Origin of the sequence: Nonomuraea coxensis DSM 45129, assembly GCF_019397265.1 — a bacterium.
In the GTDB taxonomy this organism is placed as follows: Bacteria; Actinomycetota; Actinomycetes; order Streptosporangiales; family Streptosporangiaceae; genus Nonomuraea; species Nonomuraea coxensis.
Genome location: NZ_CP068985.1, coordinates 1,104,780 through 1,128,962, shown reverse-complemented (window position 1 = coordinate 1,128,962; position 24,183 = coordinate 1,104,780). Strand labels below are relative to the sequence as shown.

Sequence of the window (24,183 nt, the reverse complement as noted above, 5' to 3'; positions counted from 1 at the left end):
TCAAGAAACGTGGACGATTTGATGATGGCCAATCGATTACGCAAACGACGTAACGCGTCCAAGGCGGCTACGGGAGCAAGGTCCGCTCAAGGCTCAGCCGAAGAGGCGACGTCCTCCCGCGCTAAGGGATTTATGGCGACCGTGTGCGGACTGGCGGTGGCGGCAGCGGGAAGCGCCATAACGATCGCCCTGACAGATTCAGCTCCTGTCATCAAGAATGCATTTTCGGATGAGCTCAAGATACACGCCTCGGTCACAGGTCTGGATGATTGGTGGGCCGGGGCAACGGAGAAAAAAGTAGATCCGACCGTCGGGATTCACCTGAAGGACGAAATTTATCATAATGGGCCTAATGCTACACTTGCCGGGCGGCAGGTTGTCAAAGTCGTCATTGAGAGCGGCTTGACGAGTTCGGTCACCGTGGTCGGCATGCAGGCAAAAATCTTAAGAAGAAGCCCGGTACTGTCCGGATCCCTTTTTGAAGTGCCTGGTCAAGGTACTGCCGAAAATGTTCAGGTCGGCATCAGGCTCGACTCTCCACTGCCGATCGCAAGAAGGCTGAAGGAGGGGAACACGCTGCAGGATCTGACGTCGTCGTACTTTGAAGAGATGTCGGAGCCTCTCAAGAAGGGGGCGCCGACGGTGTTCACGATCATTGCCTTCCCGGGCAGGTTCACCTATGAGTGGGAGCTGGAGGTGGAGGTTGTCTCCAGCGGAGTGAGCCACATTCATCGAATTCGCGAGTCCGACGCTGGAAAGCCCTTCAAGGTTACCGGTTTCGCCCCAAAGTACTCATCGACATTCACCTGGAATCACGGTCGTACCGATGAGGATCCGTGGTGGATCCACTCAGGCACCAAAGGGCGGAAAAGTCCTGCTTGAACGCACGTTATTGAACTATCCGCATGCGCTTCATGGTGACGATCGCGGGTAATATTCTGGTCCTGGATCGAGAGTCCGAGTTGCAGATCGGTCCGACGTCCTGGCATCCGCTGGAATCGCCAATGCGTTTCCATGTCGGCGAGCCTTTGAGAGTGCGGTACGCGAGTCTATGCCCGGGACGTCCGCGCCAAGCTCAAACGCCTGGCCGACCGCGGCATCCTCGTCGGGACCGAGTCGGGATTGACCCCCCGGCCTCGCCCATAGCCCGAACGGCGAACCTCCGACCGGCGGCCGACCTACCCCCACCCCAACGACAAAAGGGGGCATCACCTCACGAAATGCACTCTCATGACCGCGCCCGCGGAGCGTTCTTCCGCCCGCATCCGCCCGCCACACCGGTGTAGAGCGACCCGTCACCAATCCCGGAAGTGGGCTGTCCGCGGGAGCCTGCGAGCCAATTCCCGTTCATCGTCGAAGTCCCACTGCTCTCCGTGGGGAACGCTGCCCAGCACCGGGATCAGGGGAAAATCGCCTGAGACGCCCCGAGCAGCCACGGCTTCGCCGAGGGCGGCCGAGTCCTTCCCGGTCACCCGTTCATAAGCCTCGTACGTCACGTAGGCCAACGACTCGAACTCGGGATGCTCCTCCCACGTCTCCTCCGGATACCGCGGCCCACGCTTGATGAAGTTGACGTACAAAGCCACCGGGTCCAGCAGGCGAAGCACCTGAGGCTGCTCGATCAGCCGATCTGGGCACTCGGCGACGGCCTCGAACGTCTCGCGCCCCAGACTGATGAGCCAGCTCACGAAGTACTCGAAGCCATCCAATGAGCCCGAACCGAACACGCACCAGTACGCCGCGTAGAGATCGATGGTGCAGCCGCGGTTGGCAGTCGTCGTCCACCAGACGTCATAGTCGATGATCTCTTCGGCCGGTCGGCGAGAAAGCTCGTCCACCAACCACGCGACACGCGTTCTCCTCGTGTCGGTCTCGCGTCCGGAACGCTCGATCAGGTCCCAGAACTCATCGACATCCATGCCGCGTGATGCTCGCACCCTTGAGCCGCCGCGTAAAGATCACGGAACAGGCCGCGATCGATGATCGGCCGGCGCTTCGGCGAACCCGGCCCACCCCATGGGGAGCGCCGGGTTTCCGCACGTCAACGTCTACTTGAGGAGCTGGCGGGCCATGACCATGCGCTGGATCTGGTTGGTGCCCTCGTAGATCTGGGTGATCTTGGCGTCGCGCATCATGCGCTCCACCGGGAAGTCCTTCGTGTACCCGTACCCGCCCAGCAGCTGCACCGCGTCCGTCGTGATCTCCATGGCCGCGTCCGAGGCCGCGCACTTGGCGGCGCTGGACAGGAACGTGAGGTCCTTCTGGGGCTCGCCGTTCATGGCGCGCTCGGACTTGGCCGCCGCGTGGTACGTGAGCTGCCGCGCCGCCTCCAGCTTCATCGCCATGTCGGCGAGCATGAATTGCACGCCCTGGAAGTCGGCGACCGGCCGGCCGAACTGCTTGCGCTCCTTGACGTACCCGATCGCGTAGTCGAGGGCCCCCTGGGCGATGCCGAGGGCCTGGGCGGCGATGGTGATGCGGGTGTGGTCCAGGGTGGCGAGGGCGGTCTTGAAGCCGGTGCCGGGCGCGCCGATCATGCGGTCGGCCGGGATGCGGACGTTGTCCATGATGACCTGGCGGGTCGGCGAGCCCTTGATGCCGAGCTTGCGCTCCTTCGGGCCGAAGGAGACGCCTTCGTCAGACTTTTCCACGACGAAGGCGGAGATGCCGCGCGCGCCGGCGGAGGGGTCGGTCACGGCCATGACCGTGTAGTACTCGGAGACGCCCGCGTTGGTGATCCACATCTTGGTGCCGTTGAGCACGTAGGAGTCGCCGTCCGCGACCGCCCGCGTCCTCATGGACGCCGCGTCCGAGCCGGCCTCGGGCTCCGACAGCGCGTACGAGAACATCGCCTCCCCCCGCGCCATCGGCTTCAGGTAGCGCATCTTGAGCTCCTCCGACGCCGACAGCAGCAGCGGCACGGTGCCGAGCTTGTTGACCGCCGGGATCAGCGAGGTCGAGGCGCAGGCGCGCGCCACCTCCTCGATGACGATCACGGTGGCCAGCGCGTCGGCCCCCGCGCCCCCGTACTGCTCGGGCACGTGGACGGCATGCAGGTCGGCCGCGACGAGCGCCTTGTAGACGTCCCAGGAGAACTCCTCGTTCTCGTCGGCCGCAGCGGCGTGCGGGGCGATCTTCTCGTCGGCCAGGGCTCGGACCGTCTCGCGGAGCATGTCGTGCTCTTCGGCCGGCGCGTACAGAGGGAAGCTCATGCTCAAATACTAGGACGTCCGAGCTTCTTGTTACCAACCGGTACGGTTTGCGGCCAGACACAGGTGGCACGTACGGAGCAGCGGGGGGGCCGATAGCATGCGTGCGCGATCGAAAGGAGCACCCTCGTGCCATATCGCCTCACGGTGATCGGGACCGGATACCTGGGGATCACGCATGCGGCCTGCATGGCGGACCTCGGCTGCGAGGTCCTCGGCCTCGACATCGACGCCGACAAGGTCCTGCGGCTCAACAGCGGCGAGCTCCCCATCCACGAGCCGGGCCTCGAACCCGTGCTCCGCCGCGGCCTCGACTCCGGGCGCCTGCGCTTCACCACCTCCTACGAGGACATCGCCGCCTTCGGCGACGTGCACTTCATCTGCGTCGGCACCCCCCAGAAGCGCGGCGAGTACGCCGCCGACGTCTCCTTCATGGACGCCGCCGTCGAGTCCCTCGCCCCGCTTCTCGATCGCGAGTGCCTGGTCGTCGGCAAGTCCACCGTCCCCGTCGGCACCGCCGAGCGCCTGGCCGACAAGCTCGCCCGGCTCGCCCCGGCCGGGGTCCTGGCCGAGCTGGCGTGGAACCCCGAGTTCCTGCGCGAGGGCCACGCCGTCCAGGACACCCTGCGCCCCGACCGGCTCGTGTTCGGCGTGCGCAGCGAGCGGGCCGAGAAGGTGCTGCGCGAGGTCTACGAGCCGCTGGGCGACGTCCCGATCGTGGTGTCCGACTTCGCCACCGCCGAGCTGGTCAAGACCGCCGCGAACGCGTTCCTGGCCACGAAGATCTCCTTCATCAACGCCATGGCCGAGGTCTGCGAGGCGGCCCACGCCGACGTGCAGAAGCTGTCGGAGGCGCTGTCGTACGACGACCGCATCGGCGGGCGCTACCTCAACGCCGGGCTCGGCTTCGGCGGCGGCTGCCTGCCCAAGGACATCCGGGCGTTCATGGCCCGCGCCGGGGAGCTGGGGGCCGACCAGGCGCTGACGTTCCTGCGCGAGGTGGACGCCATCAACATGCGCCGCCGCGCCCGGATGGTCGACCTGGCCAGGGAGCTGGCGGGCGGATCCTTCCACGGGTGCGTGGTGGGGGTGCTGGGGGCGGCGTTCAAACCGGACTCCGACGACATCCGCGACTCTCCGGCGCTGGACGTCGCCGTGACGATCGGCCGCCAGGGCGGCCGGGTCACCGTCTACGACCCGATCGCGCTCGACAACGCCCGCAAGGCGCATCCCGAGCTCAGCTACGGCGAGTCGGTCGTCGAGGCGGTGCGCGGCGCGCACGTGGTGCTGCTGCTCACCGAGTGGCAGGAGTTCGTGGAGCTCGACCCCGAGCAGCTCGGCGGGGTCGTCGCGGCCCGCCGCATCGTGGACGGGCGCAACGCGCTGGACGCCGAGACGTGGCGTTCGGCGGGGTGGCACTACCGGGCGCTCGGCCGCCCCTGACGCCGGGGCGCAGGGCCGGGCCGCCGTCACACCCCCAGGTGGCGTACCCACTGGGTGTAGAGCGGGCGGTAGCCGCGGCGCGACCAGAACGGGGTCGAGAGCGGGTTCGGCAGGGCGTGGTGGAGCAGCATGGTCCGCACGCCCTGCGCCGTCGGTCCCCTCGGCCAGCCAGCACCACTCCGTCGGCATGACCTCCGAGGCCAGGAACGCCCTGATCCGCGAGGCGGTCGAGGCGCGCACCGCCACCCAGCCGAAGTGGGCGTCGTAGGCCACCAGGCGCTCGTACAGGCGGGCCAGGGTCTCCAGGTCGTCGGGCGTGACCCGGCGGACGCCCGCGCCCTGCGCCGTTCCCGCGATCCCGGCGCGCACCGCCTGGGCCACGACGGGGGCGAAGTTGCGGGCGGCGAGCGCGCGCACCGGCGCGACGTCGCGGCTGGGCCAGGTCACGGTGAGCGACTGCCCCTGCTCGTCGAGCCGGATCCCGGCCAGCCAGGCGTCCAGCAGCCCGCCGAGCGCCGCCTCGGGGGACGGCCCCGCGACGCGCGCCTGGAGGCGGTGCACCACCGAGGGCGACCAGGAGGCGCGTATGCTGCCGGGCTCGATGTGCTCGACACTGATCCGCCCGACGGCGTCACGTGCCTCGATGTGGCCTTTGCCCCGTAACTCGTCCTGGCCCGCGACCAGCGGATCCGCGGCCCGGACGCGGGCGGCGTGCGCCCGGATCACGGCGTCCATCCCGGCACGATAACCGCTGGCGGCCACTCCGGCTACAGCTCGTCGCCCGCTCCGGCCACAGCCCGGCGCACGCCCCGGCTACAGCCCGGCGGACGTCCCGGCTACAGCTCCTTGGCCTCGGCGCGCAGGCGCTCGCCCTTCGCGTACGCCTGCTCCTTCAGCCGCTGCTGGAACTCCTCCATCCGCGCGCGCAGGGCGGGGTCGGCGGCGGCGAGGATGCGGATGGCGAGCAGCCCGGCGTTGCGCGCGCCGCCCACCGCGACCGTCGCCACCGGCACCCCGGCCGGCATCTGGACGATCGACAGCAGGGAGTCCATGCCGTCGAGGTGTTTCAGCGGCACCGGCACCCCGATGACCGGCAGCGGCGTGACGGAGGCCAGCATGCCGGGCAGGTGCGCGGCCCCGCCGGCGCCGGCGATGATCACCTGGAGCCCCCGGGAGGCGGCCTGCCGGCCGTAGTCGATCATCTCGGTGGGCATGCGGTGCGCGGAGACGACGTCGGCCTCGAACGGCACCCCGAACTCGGCGACCGCCTCGGCCGCCGCCTTCATCACCGGCCAGTCGGAATCCGACCCCATGACGATCCCGATCGTCACGCTGCCTCCTTCGTCGGCAACGTGACGATCACGATGCTGTGTCTGATGGTTCGTTCGCTGCGCTCACTCACGTGTACTCCCCTGTCATGAGGTGGACGGCGGCGTGGCGGGCGCGGGCGCGGACCTCGTCGAGGTTGGAGCCGAGCGCGGTGACGTGGCCGATCTTGCGGCCCGGCCGCACCTGCTTGCCGTAGAAGTGCAGCTTGATGCCGGGGTCGTGGGCGAGCACGTGCTCGTAGCGCTTGAACAGGTCGGGGTCGTCGCCGCCGAGCAGGTTGGCCATGACGACGACCTGCGAGGTCATCGTGGGAGAGCCGAGCGGCAGGTCGAGCACGGCCCGCAGGTGCTGCTCGAACTGCGAGGTGCGGGCGCCCTCGATCGTCCAGTGGCCGCTGTTGTGCGGGCGCATGGCCAGCTCGTTGACCACGAGCCCGGAGGAGGTCTGGAACAGCTCGACCGCCAGCAGCCCGGTGACGCCCAGCTCGTGGGCGATGGTGAGCCCGATGCGCTGGGCCTGCGCGGCCTGCTCGGGGTCGAGGTCGGGCGCGGGGGCGAGCACCTCGACGCAGATGCCGTCCTGCTGGACGGTCTCGACGACCGGGTAGCTGACGCCCTGGCCGTGCGGCGAGCGGGCCACCACGACGGCCAGCTCCCGTTCGAACGGCACGAACGCCTCGGCCATGAGCGGCACGCCCGTCGCGATGGCCTCCTCGGCCTCGGCCTCGTCACGGCACACCCACACGCCGCGGCCGTCGTAGCCGCCGCGCACCGCCTTGAGCACGACCGGCCAGCCGTTCCGCTCGGCGAAGGCCGTCACGTCGGCCGCGGACGACACCCGCGCCCAGGCCGGGCAGGGCACGCCGATGGCGCTGAGCCGCTCGCGCATGACCGCCTTGTCCTGGGCGTGGACGAGCGCCGCCGCGCCGGGGTGCACGGGGTGGCCGTCGGCGATGAGCGCCTCGATGTGCTCGGTGGGGACGTGCTCGTGGTCGAACGTGATCACGTCGCAGCCCTGCGCGAACTCACGCAGCACGTCGAGGTCGCGGTAGTCGCCGATGCGCGTGTCGACGATGACGCGGGCGGCGCTCTCGTCGGGGGCATTGGCCAGCACCCGCAGCTCGACGCCGAGCGCGATGGCGGGCGGCTGGGACATCCTGGCCAGCTGACCTGCGCCGACGATGCCGACGACCGGACCGATGGGGCGGTAAGCACTCACGCCAGGTGAGCTTACCGGCACGTCCGGACCAGCGGTCTGCGGGCCCACGCCGCAGAGGGGGCGCTGGGCGGCCGTTCCGGGTGCCCTCGCGGGCGCGGCCGCCCAGCGGCCCGCCTCGCAGGGTAGTCCTCAGGTCATGAATACGCCCAACATCGCTGGATATTTCATGAATACGCCGTCACCGGGTAAGTTCATCCGTCTGACACCGGCCCTACGACCCGGCCGGTACGCTGGACAGATCGAGCCCGGCTGACGAGCAGCGAAAAGCCAGGCCGCGAAGAGCCCGGCAGCGAGAAGGGATCGAAACAGACCCGTGGAAGTCGTCAAGCGCCTCTACGAGCGGTTCTCGTCCCTGGTCCACGAGCTGGCCAAGTTCGGCAGCATCGGCGCGGTGGCCTTCGTCATCGACACCGGCCTGCTCAACTTCTGCCACATCGTGATCGGCCTGGGCCCGCTGACCTCCAAGCTCGTGGCGACGGTCGTGTCCACCACGTTCGCCTATCTCGGCAACCGCTACTGGACCTTCCGCCACCGCGAGCAGACCGGGCTCGGGCGCGAATACTTCCTGTTCTTCCTGCTCAACGGCATCGCCCTGCTCCTGGGCATCCTGACCATCGGCTTCACCACCTACACGCTCGGCCTCAACGACACGCTGTCGGTCAACATCGCCAACATCGTCGGCGTGGGGCTCGGCACCCTCTTCCGCTACTGGTCCTACAAGAAGTGGGTGTTCCTGGAGGCCACCGAGCCCATTCCGGTCGAGCTGCCCGAGCAGGGCGTCACGCAGGACCGCTGACCACCCGGTTGCCGCGGCCGTCGTCCTCGGCCGGCCGCAGGAAGACGGCGAACGTCGCCGGCCGCCGCCGCACCAGCTCCAGCCGCCCGCCGTCCGCGGCGGCCAGCGCCCGCGCCAGGGTGAGGCCGAGGCCGGTGCCCCCGCCGCCGCTGACGTTCCGCTCGAAGATCTTGGGGGCGATCTCGTCGGCGATGCCTGGACCCTCGTCCGCCACCTCGACGACCACGTAGTTGTCGCCGCTGGTGCTGGTGACGGTGACCCTGCCGCCGCCGTGCCGCAGCGAGTTCTCCAGCAGCGAGGCCACCACCTGTCCGAACCCGCCGGTGGTGGCGAGGGCCTTCAGCCCGCGCGTCCCCTCCAGCCGCAGCTCGCGGTGGGCGTCCTTGAACACCGGCTCCCACTCCCTCACCTGCTGGATCAGCACCTCGTCGATGGCGACCGGCTCGGCCTGGGCGTGCCGCTGGCGGCGGGCCGCGGCCAGCAGCTCGTCGATGACCGCGGTCAGCCGTTCGGCCTGGACGATCGCCGCCTCGCCCTCCTCGCGGACGACCTCCGGCTCGTCGGCCGCGGCCACGATCTCCTCCAGGCGCATGGTGAGGCCGGTGAGCGGCGTGCGGAGCTGGTGGGAGGCGTCGGTGGCGAACTCGCGTTCCCGTGTCAGCAGGTCGGAGATGCGGGCCGCGCTGCGGTCGAGCACCTGGGCCACGCGGTCCAGCTCGGGGATGCCGTAGCGGTGCCTGCTCGGCCGCGCGTCGCCCGATCCGAGCCGCTCGGCGATCTTCGCGAGGTCCCGCAGGGGCAGCGTCAGACGGCGGGACTGCACGACGGCCAGGCTCACGGCCACCGCCAGGGCGGCGACGGCGAGGGCGACGATGAGCAGCAGGCGGGCCCGTACGTCCCGCTCGACCTGGTCGCGGTCGCGGCTGATGCGTACGTAGACGCCGGTGTTGGTCTGGGCGTCCTCCGTCATGAGGTGACCGGACGCCGGTGCGGTGCCGACGACGGTCACCCGGAGGGGGGTTCCGCGTTCCCAGATCTGGATGTATCTGCCCGGGTATTTCTGTTCCAGTTGCTGAGGGTCGAGCGGCGTCTCCTGGACGCGGGCGTACTCGACCTCTCCCACGAGACGTTTGGCTTCCGCCCCGAGCTCCTGAGCCGCCTCGTCGACGATCAGGCGGCTCACCACGACGCCCAGGGGGACCCCCAGCAACAGGACCGCGATGACCGCGACGACCAGGGTGGAGGTGAGCAGTCGACGGCGCATCCGCCTACTCGCGTTCGAACCGGAAGCCGACTCCCCGGACGGTCGTGATGTAGCGCGGTTTCGCGGCGTCGTCGCCGAGCTTGCGCCGCAGCCAGGAGATGTGCATGTCGAGGGTCTTGGTGGAGCCCCACCAGTTGGTGTCCCACACCTCGCGCATGATCTGCTCGCGGGTGACCACCTTGCCCGCGTCGCGGACCAGCACCCTCAGCAGGTCGAACTCCTTGGTCGTGAGGTGCAGCTCCTTGTCGCCCATCCAGGCGCGGCGGGAGTCGGCGTCGATGCGCACCCCCTGCACGACCGGGGTCTCGGAGGTGCCGCGCCGCAGCAGGGCGCGTACCCGGGCCAGCAGCTCGGCCAGCCGGAACGGCTTGGTCACGTAGTCGTCGGCCCCGGCGTCGAGGCCGACGACGGTGTCCACCTCGTCGACGCGCGCCGTGAGGATCAGGACCGGGGTCCCGTGGCCCTCGGCGCGGATGCGGCGGGCCACCTCCAGGCCGTCCATCTCCGGCAGCCCAAGGTCCAGAACTATGAGATCGATGCCGCCCGACAGGGCCCGCTCCAGGGCTTGCGGGCCATCGGGACTCACCTCGACCTGATAGCCCTCGCGACGCAGGGCGCGCGCGAGCGGCTCGGAGATCGAGGTGTCATCCTCGGCGAGAAGTACGCAGGTCATAAAGCGATCGTAGGACCTTAAGCGATCGTTTCCCGGCTCCAGCGCGCGGTTTGACTCGTCGTTGACCTATCCATTGACCTGGGCAAACACGACTAAAAGGCGGCTGGTCGTGATTAAACTACCGCGCTTTCCGGCGAAAGTGGATCGACTCATCATGCCCGCCGCCGGAATGCCCAACCCTGCTGTCCGAGAATCGCCGAGAATAGCCGGTGTCCGGAATATCGCGATCCCCGGCGAGGGCCGCGAATCCCTCCCGCCACGACGGGTACGCGGGCGTCCAGCCGAGGTCGCCGCGCGCGTGCCCGTTGTCCGCGCCCCGCGCGGCCGGGTTCGCCGGCGTGCCGGACACCGGCGGCGCCGGCGCGCCGACCGCCCGGCAGAAGGCGGGCGCCCAGTCGAGCCCGGCGGCGGGCTCGTCGTCACAGACGTTGACGGGGCCCGGCGGCCAGCCCAGGGCCGCCAGCGCGGCGGCCGCGGCGTCGTCCACGTGCACGAAGCTGGTCACGTCGGCGCTCGCCACCAGCTTCCCCTCCCGCGCCTCGGCGGCGCGCGCGCCGCCGGGCTCGAACCAGGTGCCCGGCCCGTACAGCAGGCCGTAACGCAGCACCACCCATTCGGGCAGTTCGGCCACCGCCGACTCCAGCGCGGCCACGCCCGCGACGGTGGTCCGGCGCGGCTCGGGCGCGCCGAGGTCCAAGGGCTCGCCCTCGCGGGCGGGGCCCGCACCCGGCACGTACGTCCAGCAGATGCTCTGCGCCACGATCCGCCGCACCCCGGCCGCGAGAGCGGCGTCGACCAGGTTGCGGGTGCCGTCGCGGCGCAGCGCGGCGTTGCCGGCCAGGTCTCCGTGGGCGAGGTCGGTGAGCTGGTGCATGACCACGTCCGCCCCCGAGTCGCGGACCGCCGCGGCCAGGGCCGGGGCGTCGAGGACGTCCCACGCGCGCGGGCGTGGCGCCGAGGTCGCGCAGCAGGCCCGTACGCGCCTCGTGCCGGGTGGTGGCGACCACGGTGTGTCCCGCCGCGACCAGCAGCGGGATGACGCGCCGGCCGAGCACCCCCGCGCCGCCGGCCAGGAAGATCCGCAGGCCGGAAACGTTCTTGCTCGTCATGCCGACCACCCTAGGAGCTGGACGATCCCCCGGAGCGGGCCACTTCGCGGAGATTCGGGCGAACCACTCGGCGGGCTAGAATTCCTTGTCCTTGGGCTCCGTCTTGGCGTAACGGGCCAGGTAGAGCTGGATGCCGAGGCTGTTGATCAGGCCGAGCTCGGTCTCCAGGTAGTCGATGTGCTCCTCCTCGTCGCGGAGGATGTCCTCGAAGATGTTGGCCGAGGTGATGTCGCCCTTCTCGCGCATGAGCGCGATCGCCGGGCGCAGGCGCTCGACGACCCCCAGCTCGACCTCCAGGTCGGCGTGCAGCTGCTCCTCGACGGTCTGCCCGATGTGCAGGGTGCCGAGCCGCTGGTAGTTGGGCAGCCCCTCCAGGAAGAGGATGCGGTCGGTCAGCCGCTCGGCGTGCCGCATCTCCTCGAAGGACTCGTCGCGGGTGTGGTCGGCCAGCTTCGTGTATCCCCAGTTCTCCTGCATCTTGGAGTGCAGGAAATACTGGTTGATGGCGGTGAGCTCGGCGGTCAGCTGCTCGTTGAGCAGTTCGATGATCTGCTTGTCGCCCTGCATGACGGGGCCCCCTGCTATCCGGCTATGCGGTCGTCAATTCCTCAGACCGCTTCAGGATGGCACAGATCTTCCGCACACAACGGGCACAGTCACCACCCGCACCAGTGGTGTCGCGAACCTGCTTCGCGTTCTTCGCCCCGGCGGCGATGCAGTCGTGCACCTCATTTTCTGTCACAGCACGACAAACACACACATACATGTCCGGGGATGGCCTCTCAACGGGAACGGGCGCCTTAGGTTAGGCACGCCTAAGAGTAGCCCACCGAGGTTAGGCTTGCCTATGTAACCTCCGCCACAGTGAGCTACCTCCCGGTGATCGTCAGTGGCCGCGCGCGATCCACTCCTCCAGATGCGGGGCCTCGGCGCCGATCGAGGTCGAGTCGCCGTGGCCGGTGTGCACCACCGTCTCCGGCGGCAGCGTCAGCAGCCGCTTCCTGATCGAGTCGATGATCGTCTCGAACGACGAGTAGGACCGCCCGGTCGCCCCCGGCCCGCCCTTGAACAGCGTGTCGCCGCTGAACACCACGCCCAGCTCGGGCCCGTGGACGCACACCGCGCCCGGCGAGTGCCCGGGGGTGTGCAGGATCTCCAGGGCGCAGCCGCCCACCTCGACGCGCTCGCCGTCGGCCAGCGGCTCGTAGCCGAGCTTGTCGCCGTACTCCTGCTCCCACAGCACCTGGTCGGCCGGGTGCAGCCGGATCGGGGCGCCGGTGCGCTCGGCCAGCTCACGGACCGCGTTGATGTGGTCGTTGTGCGCGTGGGTGCACACGATCGCCCTGACCTCGCGCCCCCCGACCCGCGCCGCGATCGCCTCGGCGTCGTGGGCGGCGTCGATGACGACGACCTCGCGGTGGTTGCCCACCAGCCAGACGTTGTTGTCGACCTCCCAGGTGCCGCCGTCCAGCGAGAACGTCCCGGAGGTGATGACCCGGTCGATCACTGGAACGTCACCACCGAACGCAGCACCTCGCCGCGGTGCATCTTGGCGAACGCCTCCTCCACCTGGTCGAGCGCGATGGTCTCGGAGACGAACTTGTCCAGCGGCAGCCGGTTCTGCAGAAACAGGTCGATGAGCATCGGGAAGTCGCGGCTCGGCAGGCAGTCGCCGTACCAGGAGGACTTCAGCGCGCCGCCGCGGCCGAACACGTCCAGCAGCGGCAGGTCGATGCGCATCTCCGGAGTCGGCACGCCGACCAGGACCACGGTCCCGGCCAGGTCACGGGCGTAGAACGCCTGCTCGTAGGTCTCCGGCCGGCCGACCGCCTCGATGACGACGTCCGCGCCGAACCCGCCGGTCAGCTCGCGGATCGCCTCGACCGGGTCGTTCTCCCGCGAGTTGACCGTGTCCGTGGCGCCGAAGCCGCGCGCCCACTCCAGCTTGCGCTCGTCCACGTCCACCGCGATGATCTTGGACGCACCAGCCAGCGAGGCGCCGAGCACGGCCGCGTCGCCGACGCCGCCGCAGCCGATCACCGCCACGCTGTCGCCGCGGGTGACGCCGCCGGTGTTGATCGCCGCGCCGAGCCCCGCCATGACACCGCAGCCGAGCAGGCCCGCGACCTGCGCGGGAGCCTCGGCCGAGACCTTCGTGCACTGGCCCGCGGCCACCAGCGTCTTCTCCAGGAACGCGCCGATGCCGAGCGCCGGCGACAGCTCGGTGCCGTCCTTGAGCGTCATCCTCTGCCGGGCGTTGTGGGTGTTGAAGCAGTACCAGGGACGCCCGCGCAGGCAGGCCCGGCACTGGCCGCACACCGCCCGCCAGTTGAGGATCACGAAGTCGCCGGGCGCGACCTCGGTCACGCCCTCGCCGACCGCCTCGACGACCCCCGCCGCCTCATGACCGAGCAGGAACGGGTAGTCGTCGCTGATCCCGCCCTCCCGGTAGTGCAGGTCGGTGTGACAGACCCCGCAGGCCTGCACGTCGACGACGGCCTCGCCCGGTCCGGGGTCGGGGACGACGACGGTTTCGAGTGAGACTTCCTGGCCCTTGCCCCGGGCGACGACGCCCTGCACTTCGTACGGCATGCCAGCCATCTTGTGTCAGGAGGATGATCTCCGCAAGACATAGGGCTGCACCACGCCGAGGCCCCTGGCCGGGCGTTTCCTGATCCGGTGCAGGGCGAGGCCGCGCGGCCGGTCGCCCAGCTCGGCGGCGAGCGCGGCGTCCACGAGCACGGCGCCGGGGTGGGCGATCGCCGTGAGCCGGGCGGCCAGGTTGACCGTGGTGCCGAACACGTCGCCCATCATCGGCACGACCGGCCCGTACGCCAGCCCGATCCGCAGCTCGTCGGCCTCCACGAGGTCGAGCGCGATGGCGGCGGCCTGGGCCGCGCCCGGCGCGGTGAACAGCACCTCGTCGCCCAGCGTCTTGACCAGCCGCGCGCCGTGCGAGGCCACCACGTCGGAGGCCCGCGACTCGAACCCCTCCACCAGCGCGGCCAGCTCCCGCTCGTCCAGCTCGCGGGAGCGGCTGGTGAAGGAGACGAGGTCGGCGAAGCCCACGGCCATCGGCACCCGCGTGAGCAGCGGCTCGTCGCTGAGGTCGGCGAGGGCCAGCAGCCGGGTGCCGGCCGCGGCGAGCTGGGCCCGCCAGACGTGGACGAGCACCCGCTCGAAGTCGGGCAGCAGGCCGCGCGTGGCGTCGAGCATCCTGGCGAGGTCGTCGTCGGCGGGCTCCGGCGGCAGCATCGCGCTCGTCATGATCTCGGCCTGCCACTGCGCGAGGCGGGCCGTGGTCTGGCCGAGCGCGCGGGCCATGCGCACGACCGTCTCCTCGTCCAGCAGGCCGGTGTCGAGCAGGTGGCGGACCCGGCGCAGCGCCTCGACGTCGGCGTCGGTGAACGCGACGGCGTCGTCGGCGCGCTGGGCGAAGCCGAGCGCCCGCCAGATGCGGGCGGCGAGCTCCTGCGGCACGCCGCTCAGCTCCGCGACCCCGGCCCGCGTGTGGCGCGGCGGCAGGCCGAGGAGCAGGCGCTCGACCTCCTCGGCCGTCGGCCGCCCCTGGCTGCTCAACGGCCGTCGATCTCGCCGTCCGAGGCGTCCTCGACGAGCCGGAACAGGTCATGGCGGACGTCCTGGATGTGGGGGATGTCGCGCAGCACGATCTCGCCCCGGTCGCTCGCGGACTCGACGGTCAGGGTGCCGCAGCCGAGCATGCGCTCCACCAGGGTCTGGTCGGAGCTGACCGTGTTGACCTTGGCGATCGGGATCTCGTCGGTGGACTTGTTGAGCACGCCACGGCTGATCGTGAAGCGGTGGGTGGTGAGCACGTACGCGGTGTTCTTCCAGCGCAGATAGGGCGTGAACGACCAGATCGTCAGCAGGATCAGCGCGATGACGGCGACGGCGGCCCTGGCGTAGAGAGCGAACTCCCAGTCCGGGGGGATGAACCACAGCGCCGCGCCGGAGGCGGCGGCGATGAGCACGAGCGCGACGGCCGGTCCGATGAGCCGCTTCCAGTGGGGGTGGAAGGACCGGATCCGCCGCTCACCCTGCGTCAGATGGTGGTCGGGAAGGGTCATGGCCCAAATCGTGCCACCAACGCCGCCCGGGAGCCACGCCGACGCCTCATTCCGCGGGGCGCACGTGCACGACGTCGCCGGCGCTCAGCGTGTGGAGCCGGTCCGGCCCCTCGACCTGGAGGCAGCCGGAGTGGTCGACGCCGCTCGCCCGGCCGGTCAGCGCCGACCCGCCGGGCAGCTCAACCCTGACCTGACGGCCGACGGTGGCGCTGGCGGCGAGGTAGGCGGAGCGCAGCCCGCACGCCTCGGCGTCGCCGCCCGCCGCCGTCCACTCGCGATAGTGGGCCTCGACCTCGCGCAGGACGGCCCGCAGCAGCGGATCGCGGTCGAGGCACGCCGCCTCCTCGACGGCGAGCGACGTGGCGGTGGCGACCGGCAGCTCGGCGGGGCGCAGCGACACGTTGAGCCCCATGCCGACGACCACGCCGCCGCCGGCCCGCTCGGCCAGCACGCCGGCCAGCTTGCGCTCGCCGACGAGCAGGTCGTTGGGCCACTTCAGGCGGACGTCCACCTCGGCCAGGCGGCGTACGGCGGAGGCGGCGGCCACGCCGTACAGCAGCGGCAGCCAGCCCTGCGCCGCCACCGGCACCTCGGGCCTGAGCAGGACCGAGAAGGTCAGCCCCGAGCGCGGCGGAGCGTTCCACACCCGGCCGAGCCGGCCGCGGCCGGCCTCCTGCGCCTCGGCCACCAGCACCGCGCCCTCCTCCGCGCCCTCCTGGGCGGCCACGGCGAGGTCGGCGTTCGTGGAGCCGGTGCTCTCCACGACGGTGACGCCCGTCCACAGGCCGCCCGGCCGGACGAGCGCCCGGTTGAGCGCCGCCTCCGAGAGCGGCGGACGGTCGAGGTCGGAGTAACGCGATCCGGACATGCACCCTATCTTTGCAGGAAGAGAGGATGGCGATTTGACATCCTCCCCCTCGTGCACGAGGGGGATTCCGGCCGTCACCGGCCGGTCTTCCTGCTTCACCGCCGATCGCCCGCCCGGGAGGAGGACTCCCGCTTGAGGTCTTACACCAGCTCCACAGGCGTTTCAGCTCTCCGCCAGCCCGGCGGCGAGCAGCATGTTCTGGGCCGCGTTCACTTCGCGGTCATGGACCGCGCCACAGGCACAGACCCACTCACGGACGCTCAACGGCATCTCCTCCTGCAGGGCCCCGCAGACCGAGCACAACTTGGAGGAGGGAAAGAAACGGTCTACGACCACCAGCGTGCGGCCGTACCAGGCCGTCTTGTACTCCAGCATGCGCCGCAGCTCCCGCCAGCCGGCATCGGAGATGGCACGGGCCAGCGCCCGCTGTGCCTTGGTCAGGCTACGCCGCTCGCGACGCTCGTGACGCGGGTTGGCGATCTGCTCGCCGCACGACAGCGTGAGCAGGGCAGTGAGACCGGCGTCCAGGCCCGTCGACTGCTCGACCGGCGGCAACGGCGCGATCTTCTCCTCGACCAGGAGGACCACGAACCACCGCCCGGCCGCATCCCTGGACACCGTGACCGTGGACGGCTCAGCGCCTCCGGGCAGCGGACGCGACCACACGATGTCCAATGGTGTATCCATCTTCGCCAGGGTGAGCCGGCCATCCCGCCAGCGGAACCCAGAGCGGGTGTACTCAGCCGACGCCCGCGACCTCTTACGGGACTTGAACGTGGGGTACCCGGCCCGTTTGGCGAAGAAGTTCGCGAACGCTGCTTGCAGGTGCCGCAGCGTCTGCTGGAGCGGTACCGACGACACTTCACACAGAAACGCCAGCTCCGGCGTCTTCTTCCACCCGGTCAGCGCGGCCGACGACTCGGTGTAGGAGACGCCGCGGCCTTCCAGCGTGTAGGCGCGGGTCCGCTCCTCCAGAGCCTTGTTGTAGACCAGGCGTACGCAGCCGAACGTCCGGACAAGCTGTTCGGCCTGTTCGGGGGTCGGATGGAAGCGGTACTTGTAGGCCCGCTTCACCAGCTGCGCCACCCCTCGATCCTAGGTGCGAGATCACTCGCGCACCGGCCGATTAAGAAAGATGACGGCGGTCCGCCTGACGGCGTATCGCCTGCTCCTGCCCTGCTCCGCAGGAGTCCGATTCCTCCCCCGCCTGAAGGCGGGGGTCTCCTCGGAGGTATCTGATGAGCAAGCGTCTGGACCCGCGCAACTGGGCCTCGTGGCGGCCGTTCGGCCTGGGGTTGCGCAAGCCGAACAATTACCTGGAACTGTGGAAGGCGTTCAAGTCGGTCAAGGGGAACAGACGCTACGCGTTGCGCATCCTCAACCAGGGCACCTGCGACGGGTGCGCCCTGGGCACGCAGGGCATGCGCGACTGGACCATGAACGAGATCCACCTGTGCAACATCCGGCTGCGGCTGCTGCCGCTCAACACCATGCCCGCCCTGGACGTCTCGCTGCTGGGCGACGTCTCCGCGCTCGCCGGGCGGCGCAGCGCCGAGCTGCGGGAGCTGGGGCGGCTGCCCTACCCGATGCTGCGGCGGGCCGGCGAGCCCGGGTTCACCCGCGTGTCCTGGGACGAGGCGCTGCGCGTGGCGGCGGACGGGCTGCGCGGCAAGCGGTCCGGCACCTACCTGACCAGCCGCGGCGTGCCCAACGAGAACTACTACGCGGCCCAGAAGGCGGTGCGCGCGCTCGGCAGCAACAACGTCGACAACGCCGCCCGCATCTGCCACTCGCCCTCGACGGTCGCGCTCAAGGAGACCATCGGCGCGGCGGCCACGACCTGCTCCTACACCGACTGGATCGGCTCGGACCTCATCGTCTTCGTGGGCTCCAACCCGTCGAACAACCAGCCGGTCGCGATGAAGTACCTCTACCACGCCAAGAAGGCCGGCACCCGGATCGCCATGGTCAACACCTACCGCGAGCCGGGAATGGAACGTTACTGGGTGCCGTCCAACGCCGAGTCCGCGGTCTTCGGCACGAAGATCACCGACGAGTTCTTCGGCGTGAACGTCGGCGGCGACATCGGCTTCCTCAACGGCGTGCTCAAGCACCTGGTCGAGAACGGCTGGGTGGACAAGGAGTTCGTCGAGGAGCGGACGACCGGCTTCGAGGACGCCTGCCGGGCCGTCGCCGAGCAGTCGTGGGAGGAGCTGGAGGCGCTGTCCGGGGCCTCCAGGGACGACATGCTCCGCCTGGCGCGGCTGCTCGGCGAGGCCCGCTCGGCCGTGCTCGTGTGGTCGATGGGCATCACCCAGCACGCCTACGGCGAGGACAACGTCCGCGCGATCGTCAACCTGGCTCTCGCCCGCGGCTTCCTCGGGCGTGACCACTGCGGACTGATGCCCATCCGCGGGCACAGCGGGGTGCAGGGCGGGGCCGAGATGGGCGCGTACGCGACCGGCCTGCCCGGCGGCCTGCCCGTCACCCCGGAGAACGCGGCCCGGTTCACCGAGCTGTGGGGCTTCGAGGTGCCCGGCTCCCCCGGCCTGACCGCCACCGACATGATCGACGCCGCCCACCGGGGCGAGCTGGACGCGCTGATCTCCTCCGGCGGCAACTTCCTGGAGGTGCTGCCGGACCCGGCCTACTGCCGGGAGGCGCTGGAACGGCTGCCGCTCCGCGTCCACGTGGACATCGTGCTGTCGTCGCAGATGCTGGTGCCGGGGGCGGGCGACGTGCTGCTGCTGCCCGCCCAGACGCGCTACGAGATGGTCGGCGGCGTGACCGAGACCTCCACCGAGCGGCGGATCATCTTCTCCCCCGAGGTGGAGGGGCCGCGCGTCGGCGAGGCGTGGCCGGAGTGGAAGATCTTCACGGAGCTGGCCTCCCGGGTGCGGCCCGAGGTCGCGGACCGGGTCAGGTTCACCGGGACGCCGCAGATCCGGGCCGAGATCGAGCGGGCGGTGCCGTTCTACGCGGGCATCGCGGGCCTCTCCCGCTTCGGCGACAACGTGCAGTACGGCGGGCGGCACCTGTTCGCCGACGGCAGCTTCCAGACGCCCGACGGGCGCGGCCGGTTCTCCGCCGTCACGCTGCCCGCGCTGGAGCGGCCCGACGGGACGTTCATGGTGGCGACGCGGCGCGGCAAGCAGTTCAACAGCATGGTCCACGAGCGGCGCGACGGCTTCAACGGGGCGACGCGCGAGGCGGTGCTGATGAGCGCGTACGACGCCGACCGCCTCGGCCTGGCCGACGGCGCGCGGGTCGAGCTGCGCTCGGGCGAGCGGACGTACGAGGGGAGGGTGCTGCGGGCCCCGCTGCAGCCGGGCAACCTCCAGGTCCACTGGCCGGAGGGCAACGTGCTGCTGGACGAGAGCCGCCGCTCGCCCGAGGCGCGCATCCCCGACTACAACGCCCTCGTCACCGTGCGGGCGTTGTGAAGACCCGGCCCGGCCCGACGACGCGCGCCCGGATCCGCGAGCTCAACGGCTCGGCGGTCCGGGAGCGCCGCGACGATCTGGCCACCGAGGAGCCGCTGGAGATCCGGGTCACCGGGGCCGGCGGCGAGCAGCGGACCGTCGCGATCACCATGCGCACGCCCGGCCACGACTTCGAGCTGGCCGCGGGTTTCCTGCACGGTGAGGGGCTGGCCGGGCCGGGGGACATCGCGTCGATCGCGTACTGCACGGACGAGGACCTGCCGCCGGAGGCCCGCTACAACACCGTCACCGTGCGGCTGCGCGGCGCCGTTCCCGACCTGCCCGCGCTGGAGCGGCACTTCGTCACCTCCAGCGCGTGCGGCGTGTGCGGCTCGGCCGGCCTCGACGCCCTGCACGACCGCTGCCGGCCGCTGCCCGGGGACGAGCTGCGGCTCACCCCCGGCGTCCTGTACGCCCTGCCCGACGCGCTGCGGCGCGGGCAGGGCGTGTTCGGCAAGACCGGCGGGCTGCACGCGGCCGGCCTGTTCACGGCGGCGGGCGAGCCGGTGGCGGTCCGCGAGGACGTGGGCCGCCACAACGCCGTGGACAAGCTGACCGGCTGGGCCGCGCTGGGCGGCCGGCTGCCGCTGGCCGGGCACGTGCTGGTGGTGAGCGGCCGGGCCAGCTACGAGATCATGCAGAAGGCGCTGGCGGCGGGCGTGCCGGTGGTGTGCGCGGTCTCGGCGCCGTCGTCGCTGGCGGTGGATGTGGCCAGGGAGTTCGGGATCACGCTGGTCGGGTTCCTGCGCGGGGAGCGGTGCAACGTGTACGCGGGCGGGGAGCGCATCTTGGTGGAATGAAGCGTTCCGTTCTGGTACTATTGGAACAGAACGAACCGTTCCGAGAGGATCCCGTCATGACGACCATCACCCCCTTCCGCGTCGCCGTCCCGCAGGCCGACCTCGACGACCTCCAGGCCCGCCTCGCCCTCACCCGCTTCACCGACGAGATCCCCGGCGCCGACCAGGGCGTGACCGTCGAGCGGGTGGGCGCCTGGTCACCCGCTGGCGCGACGGGTTCGACTGGCGCGCGCTGGAGGACCGGCTGAACGCCCACCCCCAGTTCACGACCGAGATCGACGGCCAGAACATCCACTTCCTGCACGTCCGCGCGGCCGACCCCGACGCCCTGCCGCTCCTGCTCACCCACGGCTGGCCCGGCTCGATCGTCGAGTACCTCGACGCGATCGAGCCCCTGTCGCGCCACTTCCACCTGGTCATCCCCTCCCTGCCCGGCTACGGCTTCTCCGGCCCGACCCAGGAACTCGGCTGGGACAACCAGCGCATCGCCCGCGCCTGGACCGAGCTGATGTCCCGGCTCGGCTACGACCGCTTCGGCGCGGTCGGCAACGACGCCGGCTCCATGATCTCCCCCGAGGTCGGCAGGCTCGCCCCCGAGCGCGTGGTGGGCGTGCACGTGACGCAGGTCTACTCCTTCCCCTCCGGCGACCCGGCCGAGTTCGCCGGGCTGAGCGAGGAGGAGCAGGCGGGGCTCGCCGTGCTCGACTGGTTCTGGAAGGAGAAGGGCGCCTTCAACGTCCTGCAGTCCCAGCAGCCGCAGACCCTCGCCCACGCCCTCGCCGACTCCCCCGCCGGGCTCGTCGGCTGGCTGACCCAGCTCTTCGACGAGGACCTGGACGACGACTTCGTGCTCGCCAACGCCGCCGTCCACTGGCTCACCGGCACCGCCGGCTCCGCCCTGCGGCTGTACTGGGAGAACGCCCGCATGGAGCAGCCGAAGGAGCCGACGACGGTGCCGCTCGCGCTGGCCATGGCCGAGGGCGACTTCAAGTCGATCCGCCGCTTCGCCGACCGCGACCACAGCCGCATCGTCTCCTGGCGTACGCTCCCCGCCCCGGCCCGCGGCCACTACACCGCCCACACCGCCACCGAGCCGCTCACCTCGGACATCGTCGCGTTCTTCACCGGCATGGCCGGCTGAGTAACCGGACAGTCACCGAGAGGGCACCACAGGCTCCCTCCCCGCCCGGCCACGCAGCCCTATCGTCGCCCCCACGGGAGGGGAACCCATGGCGTTCAGCCGGTGTTCTGGAGGCCGGCGGCGACGCCGTTGACCGACAGGAGCAGGAGGGTGGACAGCCGCTCGCGTTCGCGCTCCGAGGGGTTCTCGGTGCGGAGCGCGCGCAGGGCGCGCAGCTGCAGGTGGGACAGCGCGTCCACGTACGGGTCGCGCAGCTGCACGGCACGCGAGAGCACCTTGCGGTTCTCCAGCAGCCGGGCGTGGCCGGTCACGCTGAGCACCAGGTCGCGGGTGCGGTCGTACTCCTCCAGGACCTGCCGGGCGAAGTCCTCGCGGCCGCCGAGCGCCAGATAGCGCTTGGCGATCGAGCGGTCGGTCTTGGCCAGCGACATCTCGGCGTTGTCCAGCAGCGCGTTGAACAGCGGCCACTCCGCGTACGCCGCCCGCAGCTCGTCGAGCGAGCCGACGGCGGCCAGGCCGGAGCCGAGACCGTACCATCCGGGCAGGTTGACCCGGGTCTGCGCCCAGGCGAACACCCACGGGATGGCCCGCAGGTCGTCGAGGGAGCGCGGCGCGCCGAGGCCGCGGCGGGCCGGGCGGGAGCCGAGCCGCAGCGTGCCGATCTCCTCCAGCGGGCTCACCAGGCCGAACCACTCGGGGAAGCCGGGAGCCTCGGTCAACGCCCGGTACGCCTGCTCCGAGGCCACCGCCACCTGCTCGGCCAGCCCGCGGAAGCGTTCGGCGGCGGCCTCCGTCCTGGCGCTCACCGTGGGCGAGGAGGCCAGCAGGACCGCGTTGGTGACCTGCTCCAGGTGACGGCGGGCGATCGCGATGTGGCCGTAGCGGGCGAAGATGACCTCGCCCTGCTCGGTGACCTTGAACCGGCCCGCGACCGAGCCGGGCGCCTGCGCCAGCACCGCCCGGTTCGCCGGGCCGCCGCCGCGGCCGAGCGCGCCGCCCCTGCCGTGGAACATCCGCAGGTTGACGTCGTGCTCGGCGGCCCAGGCGGTCAGCGCCTCCTGGGCCTCGTACAGGCGCAGGGTGGCCGCGGCCGGGCCGAGCTCCTTCGCCGAGTCGGAGTAGCCGAGCATGATCTCCATGCGCCGGCCGTTGTCGTCCAGCCGGCGCCGCATCTCGGGGATCTCCAGCATGCCGCTGAGCACGCCGGGCGAGTTGGCGAGGTCCTCGCCGGACTCGAACAGCGGCACCACGTCGAGCACCGGCGCGCCGTCGCCGAGCGCGTGCCTGGCCAGCTCGTAGACGGCGGCGATGTCCTCGGCGGAGCGGGTGAAGGACACGACGTAGCGGGAGCAGGCCGTGACGCCGAACCGCTCCTGGATCCAGGAGATCACCCGGATGGTCGCCAGGACCTCCTCGGTGCGCTCGGACAGCTCGCCGCCGGCCCGCAGTTCCTCCAGCGCGCTCGCGTGCACCTGCGAGTGCTGGCGCACCTCCAGCTCGGCCAGGTGGAAGCCGAACGTCTCCACCTGCCAGACGAGGTGCTGCAGCTCGCCGTACGCCTGCCGCGGCGCGGAGGCGGCCAGCGACTCCTGCGCCAGCCGCAGATCGGCGAGCAGCTCGGCGGGCGAGCGGTAGGCCAGGTCGAGGTGGCGGCGCTGGGTGGCGGCGATGCGCGCGGCCACGAACAGCAGCCACTGCCGGTGCGGCTCGCGCGGCGAGCGGGTGGCCAGCTCGGAGACGACCTCCGGGTGCGCGGCCACGGCCGCCGCCAGCGCCCGCTTCAGCTCCGGCGAGCACGGCGCGAACTGGGCGGAGGCGGTCAGCGTGCGGCCGATGCGGGTGCAGGCGGCCTCCAGCGCGGCCAGCACGTGGTCGGACTGGATCTGGATGGTGTCGCGGGTGACCTTGGCCGTCACGTACGGGTTGCCGTCGCGGTCGCCGCCGATCCAGCTCCCGTACCGGATGAAGGGCCTGGCCTGCGGCGGGCGGGTGCCGGTCGCCGGGTCGAGCGCGGCGTCGAGCGCCCGGTAGACCTGGGGCACCATGCGGAAGAGGGTCTCGTCGAAGGCGGCCATGGCGGTGCGCACCTCGTCGAGCGGGTCGAGCTTGGTGGAGCGGAGCTGGGCGGTGCGCCACAGCAGGTCGATCTCCTCCAGCAGGCGGCGCCGGCTCTCGGCGCGCTCGGTGGCCCCGCGGCCCGGCGTGTTGTGCTCGGTGAGCTGGTGGCTGACGCGCTGGATGGCGGTGACGACGGCCCGCCTGCGCGCCTCGGTCGGGTGCGCGGTGAGCACCGGGTGCAGCTCCAGACCGTCCAGCAGCTCGGTCACCCGCTCGTGACCCAGTTCGTGGACGGCCTGCGCCAGCGACTCGCGCTGGAGCCTGCCCTCGGCGTCCCGCTCGCGCAGCGTGCGGATCCTGTAGTGCTCCTCGGCCAGGTTGGCCAGGTGGAAGTAGCAGGTGAAGGCGCGGGCGACCTCGACCGCCCGCTCGATCTCCCAGCCGGCGACCATGTCGGTGATCGCGTCGGCCGAGACCTCGCCCCTGCGCGCCGCGATGACGGCCTTGCGCAACCGTTCGACGTCGGCCAGCAGGTCCTCGCCGCCCTGTTCGGCGAGGACCTGGCCGAGCAGTTTGCCGAGCAGCCGCACATCGTGGCGCAGCTCGTCCGGCATCTCCGTCACGGCCGCGCTGCGACGTTCGAACCCCTGGTCAATCATGCTTCGAAGGGTAGCGAGTCGGTTTTCCCGGCCGTAGACCGGTCTC

22 protein-coding genes and 1 pseudogene are annotated in these 24,183 nt (G+C 70.9%); 7 read left to right on the top strand and 16 right to left on the bottom strand.

Annotated features, from left to right (window positions below; translation table 11 throughout):
- Nucleotides 1–9 precede the first annotated feature (9 nt).
- Nucleotides 10–882, top strand: a complete 873-nt coding sequence (locus tag Nocox_RS05770) for a hypothetical protein (protein ID WP_157383427.1) — start codon at nt 10–12, stop codon at nt 880–882.
- Nucleotides 883–1,295: 413 nt separating this feature from the next.
- Here the strand turns inward: Nocox_RS05770 and Nocox_RS05765 are convergent, their stop codons facing one another.
- Nucleotides 1,296–1,919, bottom strand: a complete 624-nt coding sequence (locus tag Nocox_RS05765; RefSeq protein WP_020546886.1) for a DUF4240 domain-containing protein — start codon at nt 1,917–1,919, stop codon at nt 1,296–1,298.
- Nucleotides 1,920–2,048: 129 nt separating this feature from the next.
- A complete protein-coding gene (locus Nocox_RS05760; protein WP_020546885.1) occupies nt 2,049–3,212 on the bottom strand; it encodes an acyl-CoA dehydrogenase family protein in 1,164 nt (387 codons plus the stop codon).
- Nucleotides 3,213–3,338: 126 nt separating this feature from the next.
- On the opposite strand from Nocox_RS05760, the gene Nocox_RS05755 reads away from it, so the two are divergent.
- A complete protein-coding gene (locus tag Nocox_RS05755) occupies nt 3,339–4,652 on the top strand; it encodes a UDP-glucose dehydrogenase family protein (RefSeq protein ID WP_033411094.1) in 1,314 nt (437 codons plus the stop codon).
- An 836-nt stretch (nt 4,653–5,488) separates the two neighbouring features.
- On the opposite strand, the gene purE is transcribed toward Nocox_RS05755, so the two are convergent.
- Nucleotides 5,489–5,965 carry a 5-(carboxyamino)imidazole ribonucleotide mutase gene (gene purE / locus Nocox_RS05750; protein ID WP_051112759.1) on the bottom strand — a complete coding sequence of 159 codons (477 nt, stop codon included), beginning with the start codon at nt 5,963–5,965 and terminating at the stop codon, nt 5,489–5,491.
- Between the two features lie 85 nt (nt 5,966–6,050).
- Nucleotides 6,051–7,163, bottom strand: a complete 1,113-nt coding sequence (locus Nocox_RS05745) for a 5-(carboxyamino)imidazole ribonucleotide synthase (protein WP_246649836.1) — start codon at nt 7,161–7,163, stop codon at nt 6,051–6,053.
- A gap of 349 nt (nt 7,164–7,512) precedes the next feature.
- On the opposite strand from Nocox_RS05745, the gene Nocox_RS05740 reads away from it, so the two are divergent.
- Nucleotides 7,513–7,995 carry a GtrA family protein gene (locus Nocox_RS05740; RefSeq protein WP_020546879.1) on the top strand — a complete coding sequence of 161 codons (483 nt, stop codon included), beginning with the start codon at nt 7,513–7,515 and terminating at the stop codon, nt 7,993–7,995.
- On the opposite strand, the gene Nocox_RS05735 is transcribed toward Nocox_RS05740, so the two are convergent.
- The 11 genes and pseudogenes from Nocox_RS05735 to Nocox_RS05685 all read right to left on the bottom strand — a co-directional run.
- Nucleotides 7,979–9,259: an ATP-binding protein gene (locus tag Nocox_RS05735; protein ID WP_020546878.1), complete on the bottom strand. Its 1,281-nt coding sequence runs from the start codon at nt 9,257–9,259 to the stop codon at nt 7,979–7,981. The genes Nocox_RS05740 and Nocox_RS05735 overlap by 17 nt on opposite strands.
- Before the next feature lie 4 nt (nt 9,260–9,263).
- Complete coding sequence (locus tag Nocox_RS05730; RefSeq protein ID WP_012888073.1) at nt 9,264–9,932, bottom strand: response regulator transcription factor; 669 nt, start codon at nt 9,930–9,932, stop codon at nt 9,264–9,266.
- A gap of 118 nt (nt 9,933–10,050) precedes the next feature.
- Nucleotides 10,051–10,845 (bottom strand): NAD-dependent epimerase/dehydratase family protein, encoded by a 795-nt coding sequence (locus Nocox_RS05725; RefSeq protein WP_343224402.1) that lies wholly within the window; start codon nt 10,843–10,845, stop codon nt 10,051–10,053.
- 271 nt (nt 10,846–11,116) lie between these two features.
- Entirely contained in the window at nt 11,117–11,608 is a 492-nt protein-coding gene (gene bfr, locus Nocox_RS05720; protein ID WP_020546876.1) for a bacterioferritin, read from the bottom strand.
- A gap of 22 nt (nt 11,609–11,630) precedes the next feature.
- Nucleotides 11,631–11,807 (bottom strand): (2Fe-2S)-binding protein, encoded by a 177-nt coding sequence (locus tag Nocox_RS05715; RefSeq protein ID WP_084685915.1) that lies wholly within the window; start codon nt 11,805–11,807, stop codon nt 11,631–11,633.
- Between the two features lie 120 nt (nt 11,808–11,927).
- Nucleotides 11,928–12,548, bottom strand: coding sequence for an MBL fold metallo-hydrolase (locus Nocox_RS05710; RefSeq protein ID WP_020546875.1), 621 nt, complete (start codon nt 12,546–12,548; stop codon nt 11,928–11,930).
- A complete protein-coding gene (locus Nocox_RS05705; RefSeq protein WP_020546874.1) occupies nt 12,545–13,633 on the bottom strand; it encodes an S-(hydroxymethyl)mycothiol dehydrogenase in 1,089 nt (362 codons plus the stop codon). Before Nocox_RS05705 ends, Nocox_RS05710 begins: the two co-directional genes overlap by 4 nt.
- Before the next feature lie 15 nt (nt 13,634–13,648).
- Nucleotides 13,649–14,620, bottom strand: a complete 972-nt coding sequence (locus Nocox_RS05700; RefSeq protein ID WP_020546873.1) for an adenylate/guanylate cyclase domain-containing protein — start codon at nt 14,618–14,620, stop codon at nt 13,649–13,651.
- Nucleotides 14,617–15,129 carry a PH domain-containing protein gene (locus tag Nocox_RS05695; protein ID WP_020546872.1) on the bottom strand — a complete coding sequence of 171 codons (513 nt, stop codon included), beginning with the start codon at nt 15,127–15,129 and terminating at the stop codon, nt 14,617–14,619. The genes Nocox_RS05700 and Nocox_RS05695 overlap by 4 nt, the downstream gene beginning before the upstream one ends.
- Nucleotides 15,130–15,175: 46 nt before the next feature.
- Entirely contained in the window at nt 15,176–15,997 is an 822-nt protein-coding gene (locus tag Nocox_RS05690) for a biotin--[acetyl-CoA-carboxylase] ligase (RefSeq protein WP_020546871.1), read from the bottom strand.
- Nucleotides 15,998–16,069: 72 nt separating this feature from the next.
- Nucleotides 16,070–17,083 (bottom strand): annotated as a pseudogene (locus Nocox_RS05685) (RNA-guided endonuclease InsQ/TnpB family protein); the annotation flags it as partial.
- A 152-nt stretch (nt 17,084–17,235) separates the two neighbouring features.
- On the opposite strand from Nocox_RS05685, the gene Nocox_RS05680 reads away from it, so the two are divergent.
- The 4 genes from Nocox_RS05680 to Nocox_RS05670 are packed head-to-tail and all read left to right on the top strand — an operon-like array spanning nt 17,236 to nt 21,420.
- Nucleotides 17,236–19,440 (top strand): FdhF/YdeP family oxidoreductase, encoded by a 2,205-nt coding sequence (locus Nocox_RS05680; RefSeq protein WP_020545781.1) that lies wholly within the window; start codon nt 17,236–17,238, stop codon nt 19,438–19,440.
- Complete coding sequence (fdhD, locus tag Nocox_RS05675) at nt 19,437–20,279, top strand: formate dehydrogenase accessory sulfurtransferase FdhD (RefSeq protein WP_020545782.1); 843 nt, start codon at nt 19,437–19,439, stop codon at nt 20,277–20,279. Before Nocox_RS05680 ends, fdhD begins: the two co-directional genes overlap by 4 nt.
- A gap of 56 nt (nt 20,280–20,335) precedes the next feature.
- Nucleotides 20,336–20,527 (top strand): epoxide hydrolase N-terminal domain-containing protein, encoded by a 192-nt coding sequence (locus tag Nocox_RS42790; protein WP_246649940.1) that lies wholly within the window; start codon nt 20,336–20,338, stop codon nt 20,525–20,527.
- Nucleotides 20,473–21,420 carry an epoxide hydrolase family protein gene (locus Nocox_RS05670; RefSeq protein ID WP_246649835.1) on the top strand — a complete coding sequence of 316 codons (948 nt, stop codon included), beginning with the start codon at nt 20,473–20,475 and terminating at the stop codon, nt 21,418–21,420. The genes Nocox_RS42790 and Nocox_RS05670 overlap by 55 nt, the downstream gene beginning before the upstream one ends.
- A gap of 95 nt (nt 21,421–21,515) precedes the next feature.
- Here Nocox_RS05670 and Nocox_RS05665 read toward each other — a convergent pair whose 3' ends face one another.
- Nucleotides 21,516–24,137, bottom strand: coding sequence for a phosphoenolpyruvate carboxylase (locus Nocox_RS05665; RefSeq protein ID WP_033410516.1), 2,622 nt, complete (start codon nt 24,135–24,137; stop codon nt 21,516–21,518).
- Nucleotides 24,138–24,183: the final 46 nt, after the last annotated feature.

What these genes read in the sequence shown, in the direction of transcription:
- Nocox_RS05765 (WP_020546886.1), bottom strand. Translation starts at nt 1,919, where the DNA reads ATGGATGTCGATGAGTTCTGGGACCTGATCGAGCGTTCCGGACGCGAG.
- Nocox_RS05760 (WP_020546885.1), bottom strand. Translation starts at nt 3,212, where the DNA reads ATGAGCTTCCCTCTGTACGCGCCGGCCGAAGAGCACGACATGCTCCGC.
- purE (WP_051112759.1), bottom strand. Translation starts at nt 5,965, where the DNA reads ATGGGGTCGGATTCCGACTGGCCGGTGATGAAGGCGGCGGCCGAGGCG.
- Nocox_RS05735 (WP_020546878.1), bottom strand. Translation starts at nt 9,259, where the DNA reads ATGCGCCGTCGACTGCTCACCTCCACCCTGGTCGTCGCGGTCATCGCG.
- Nocox_RS05730 (WP_012888073.1), bottom strand. Translation starts at nt 9,932, where the DNA reads ATGACCTGCGTACTTCTCGCCGAGGATGACACCTCGATCTCCGAGCCG.
- bfr (WP_020546876.1), bottom strand. Translation starts at nt 11,608, where the DNA reads ATGCAGGGCGACAAGCAGATCATCGAACTGCTCAACGAGCAGCTGACC.
- Nocox_RS05715 (WP_084685915.1), bottom strand. Translation starts at nt 11,807, where the DNA reads ATGTATGTGTGTGTTTGTCGTGCTGTGACAGAAAATGAGGTGCACGAC.
- Nocox_RS05705 (WP_020546874.1), bottom strand. Translation starts at nt 13,633, where the DNA reads ATGCCGTACGAAGTGCAGGGCGTCGTCGCCCGGGGCAAGGGCCAGGAA.
- Nocox_RS05695 (WP_020546872.1), bottom strand. Translation starts at nt 15,129, where the DNA reads ATGACCCTTCCCGACCACCATCTGACGCAGGGTGAGCGGCGGATCCGG.
- Nocox_RS05690 (WP_020546871.1), bottom strand. Translation starts at nt 15,997, where the DNA reads ATGTCCGGATCGCGTTACTCCGACCTCGACCGTCCGCCGCTCTCGGAG.
- Nocox_RS05680 (WP_020545781.1), top strand. Translation starts at nt 17,236, where the DNA reads ATGAGCAAGCGTCTGGACCCGCGCAACTGGGCCTCGTGGCGGCCGTTC.
- Nocox_RS42790 (WP_246649940.1), top strand. Translation starts at nt 20,336, where the DNA reads ATGACGACCATCACCCCCTTCCGCGTCGCCGTCCCGCAGGCCGACCTC.
- Nocox_RS05665 (WP_033410516.1), bottom strand. Translation starts at nt 24,137, where the DNA reads ATGATTGACCAGGGGTTCGAACGTCGCAGCGCGGCCGTGACGGAGATG.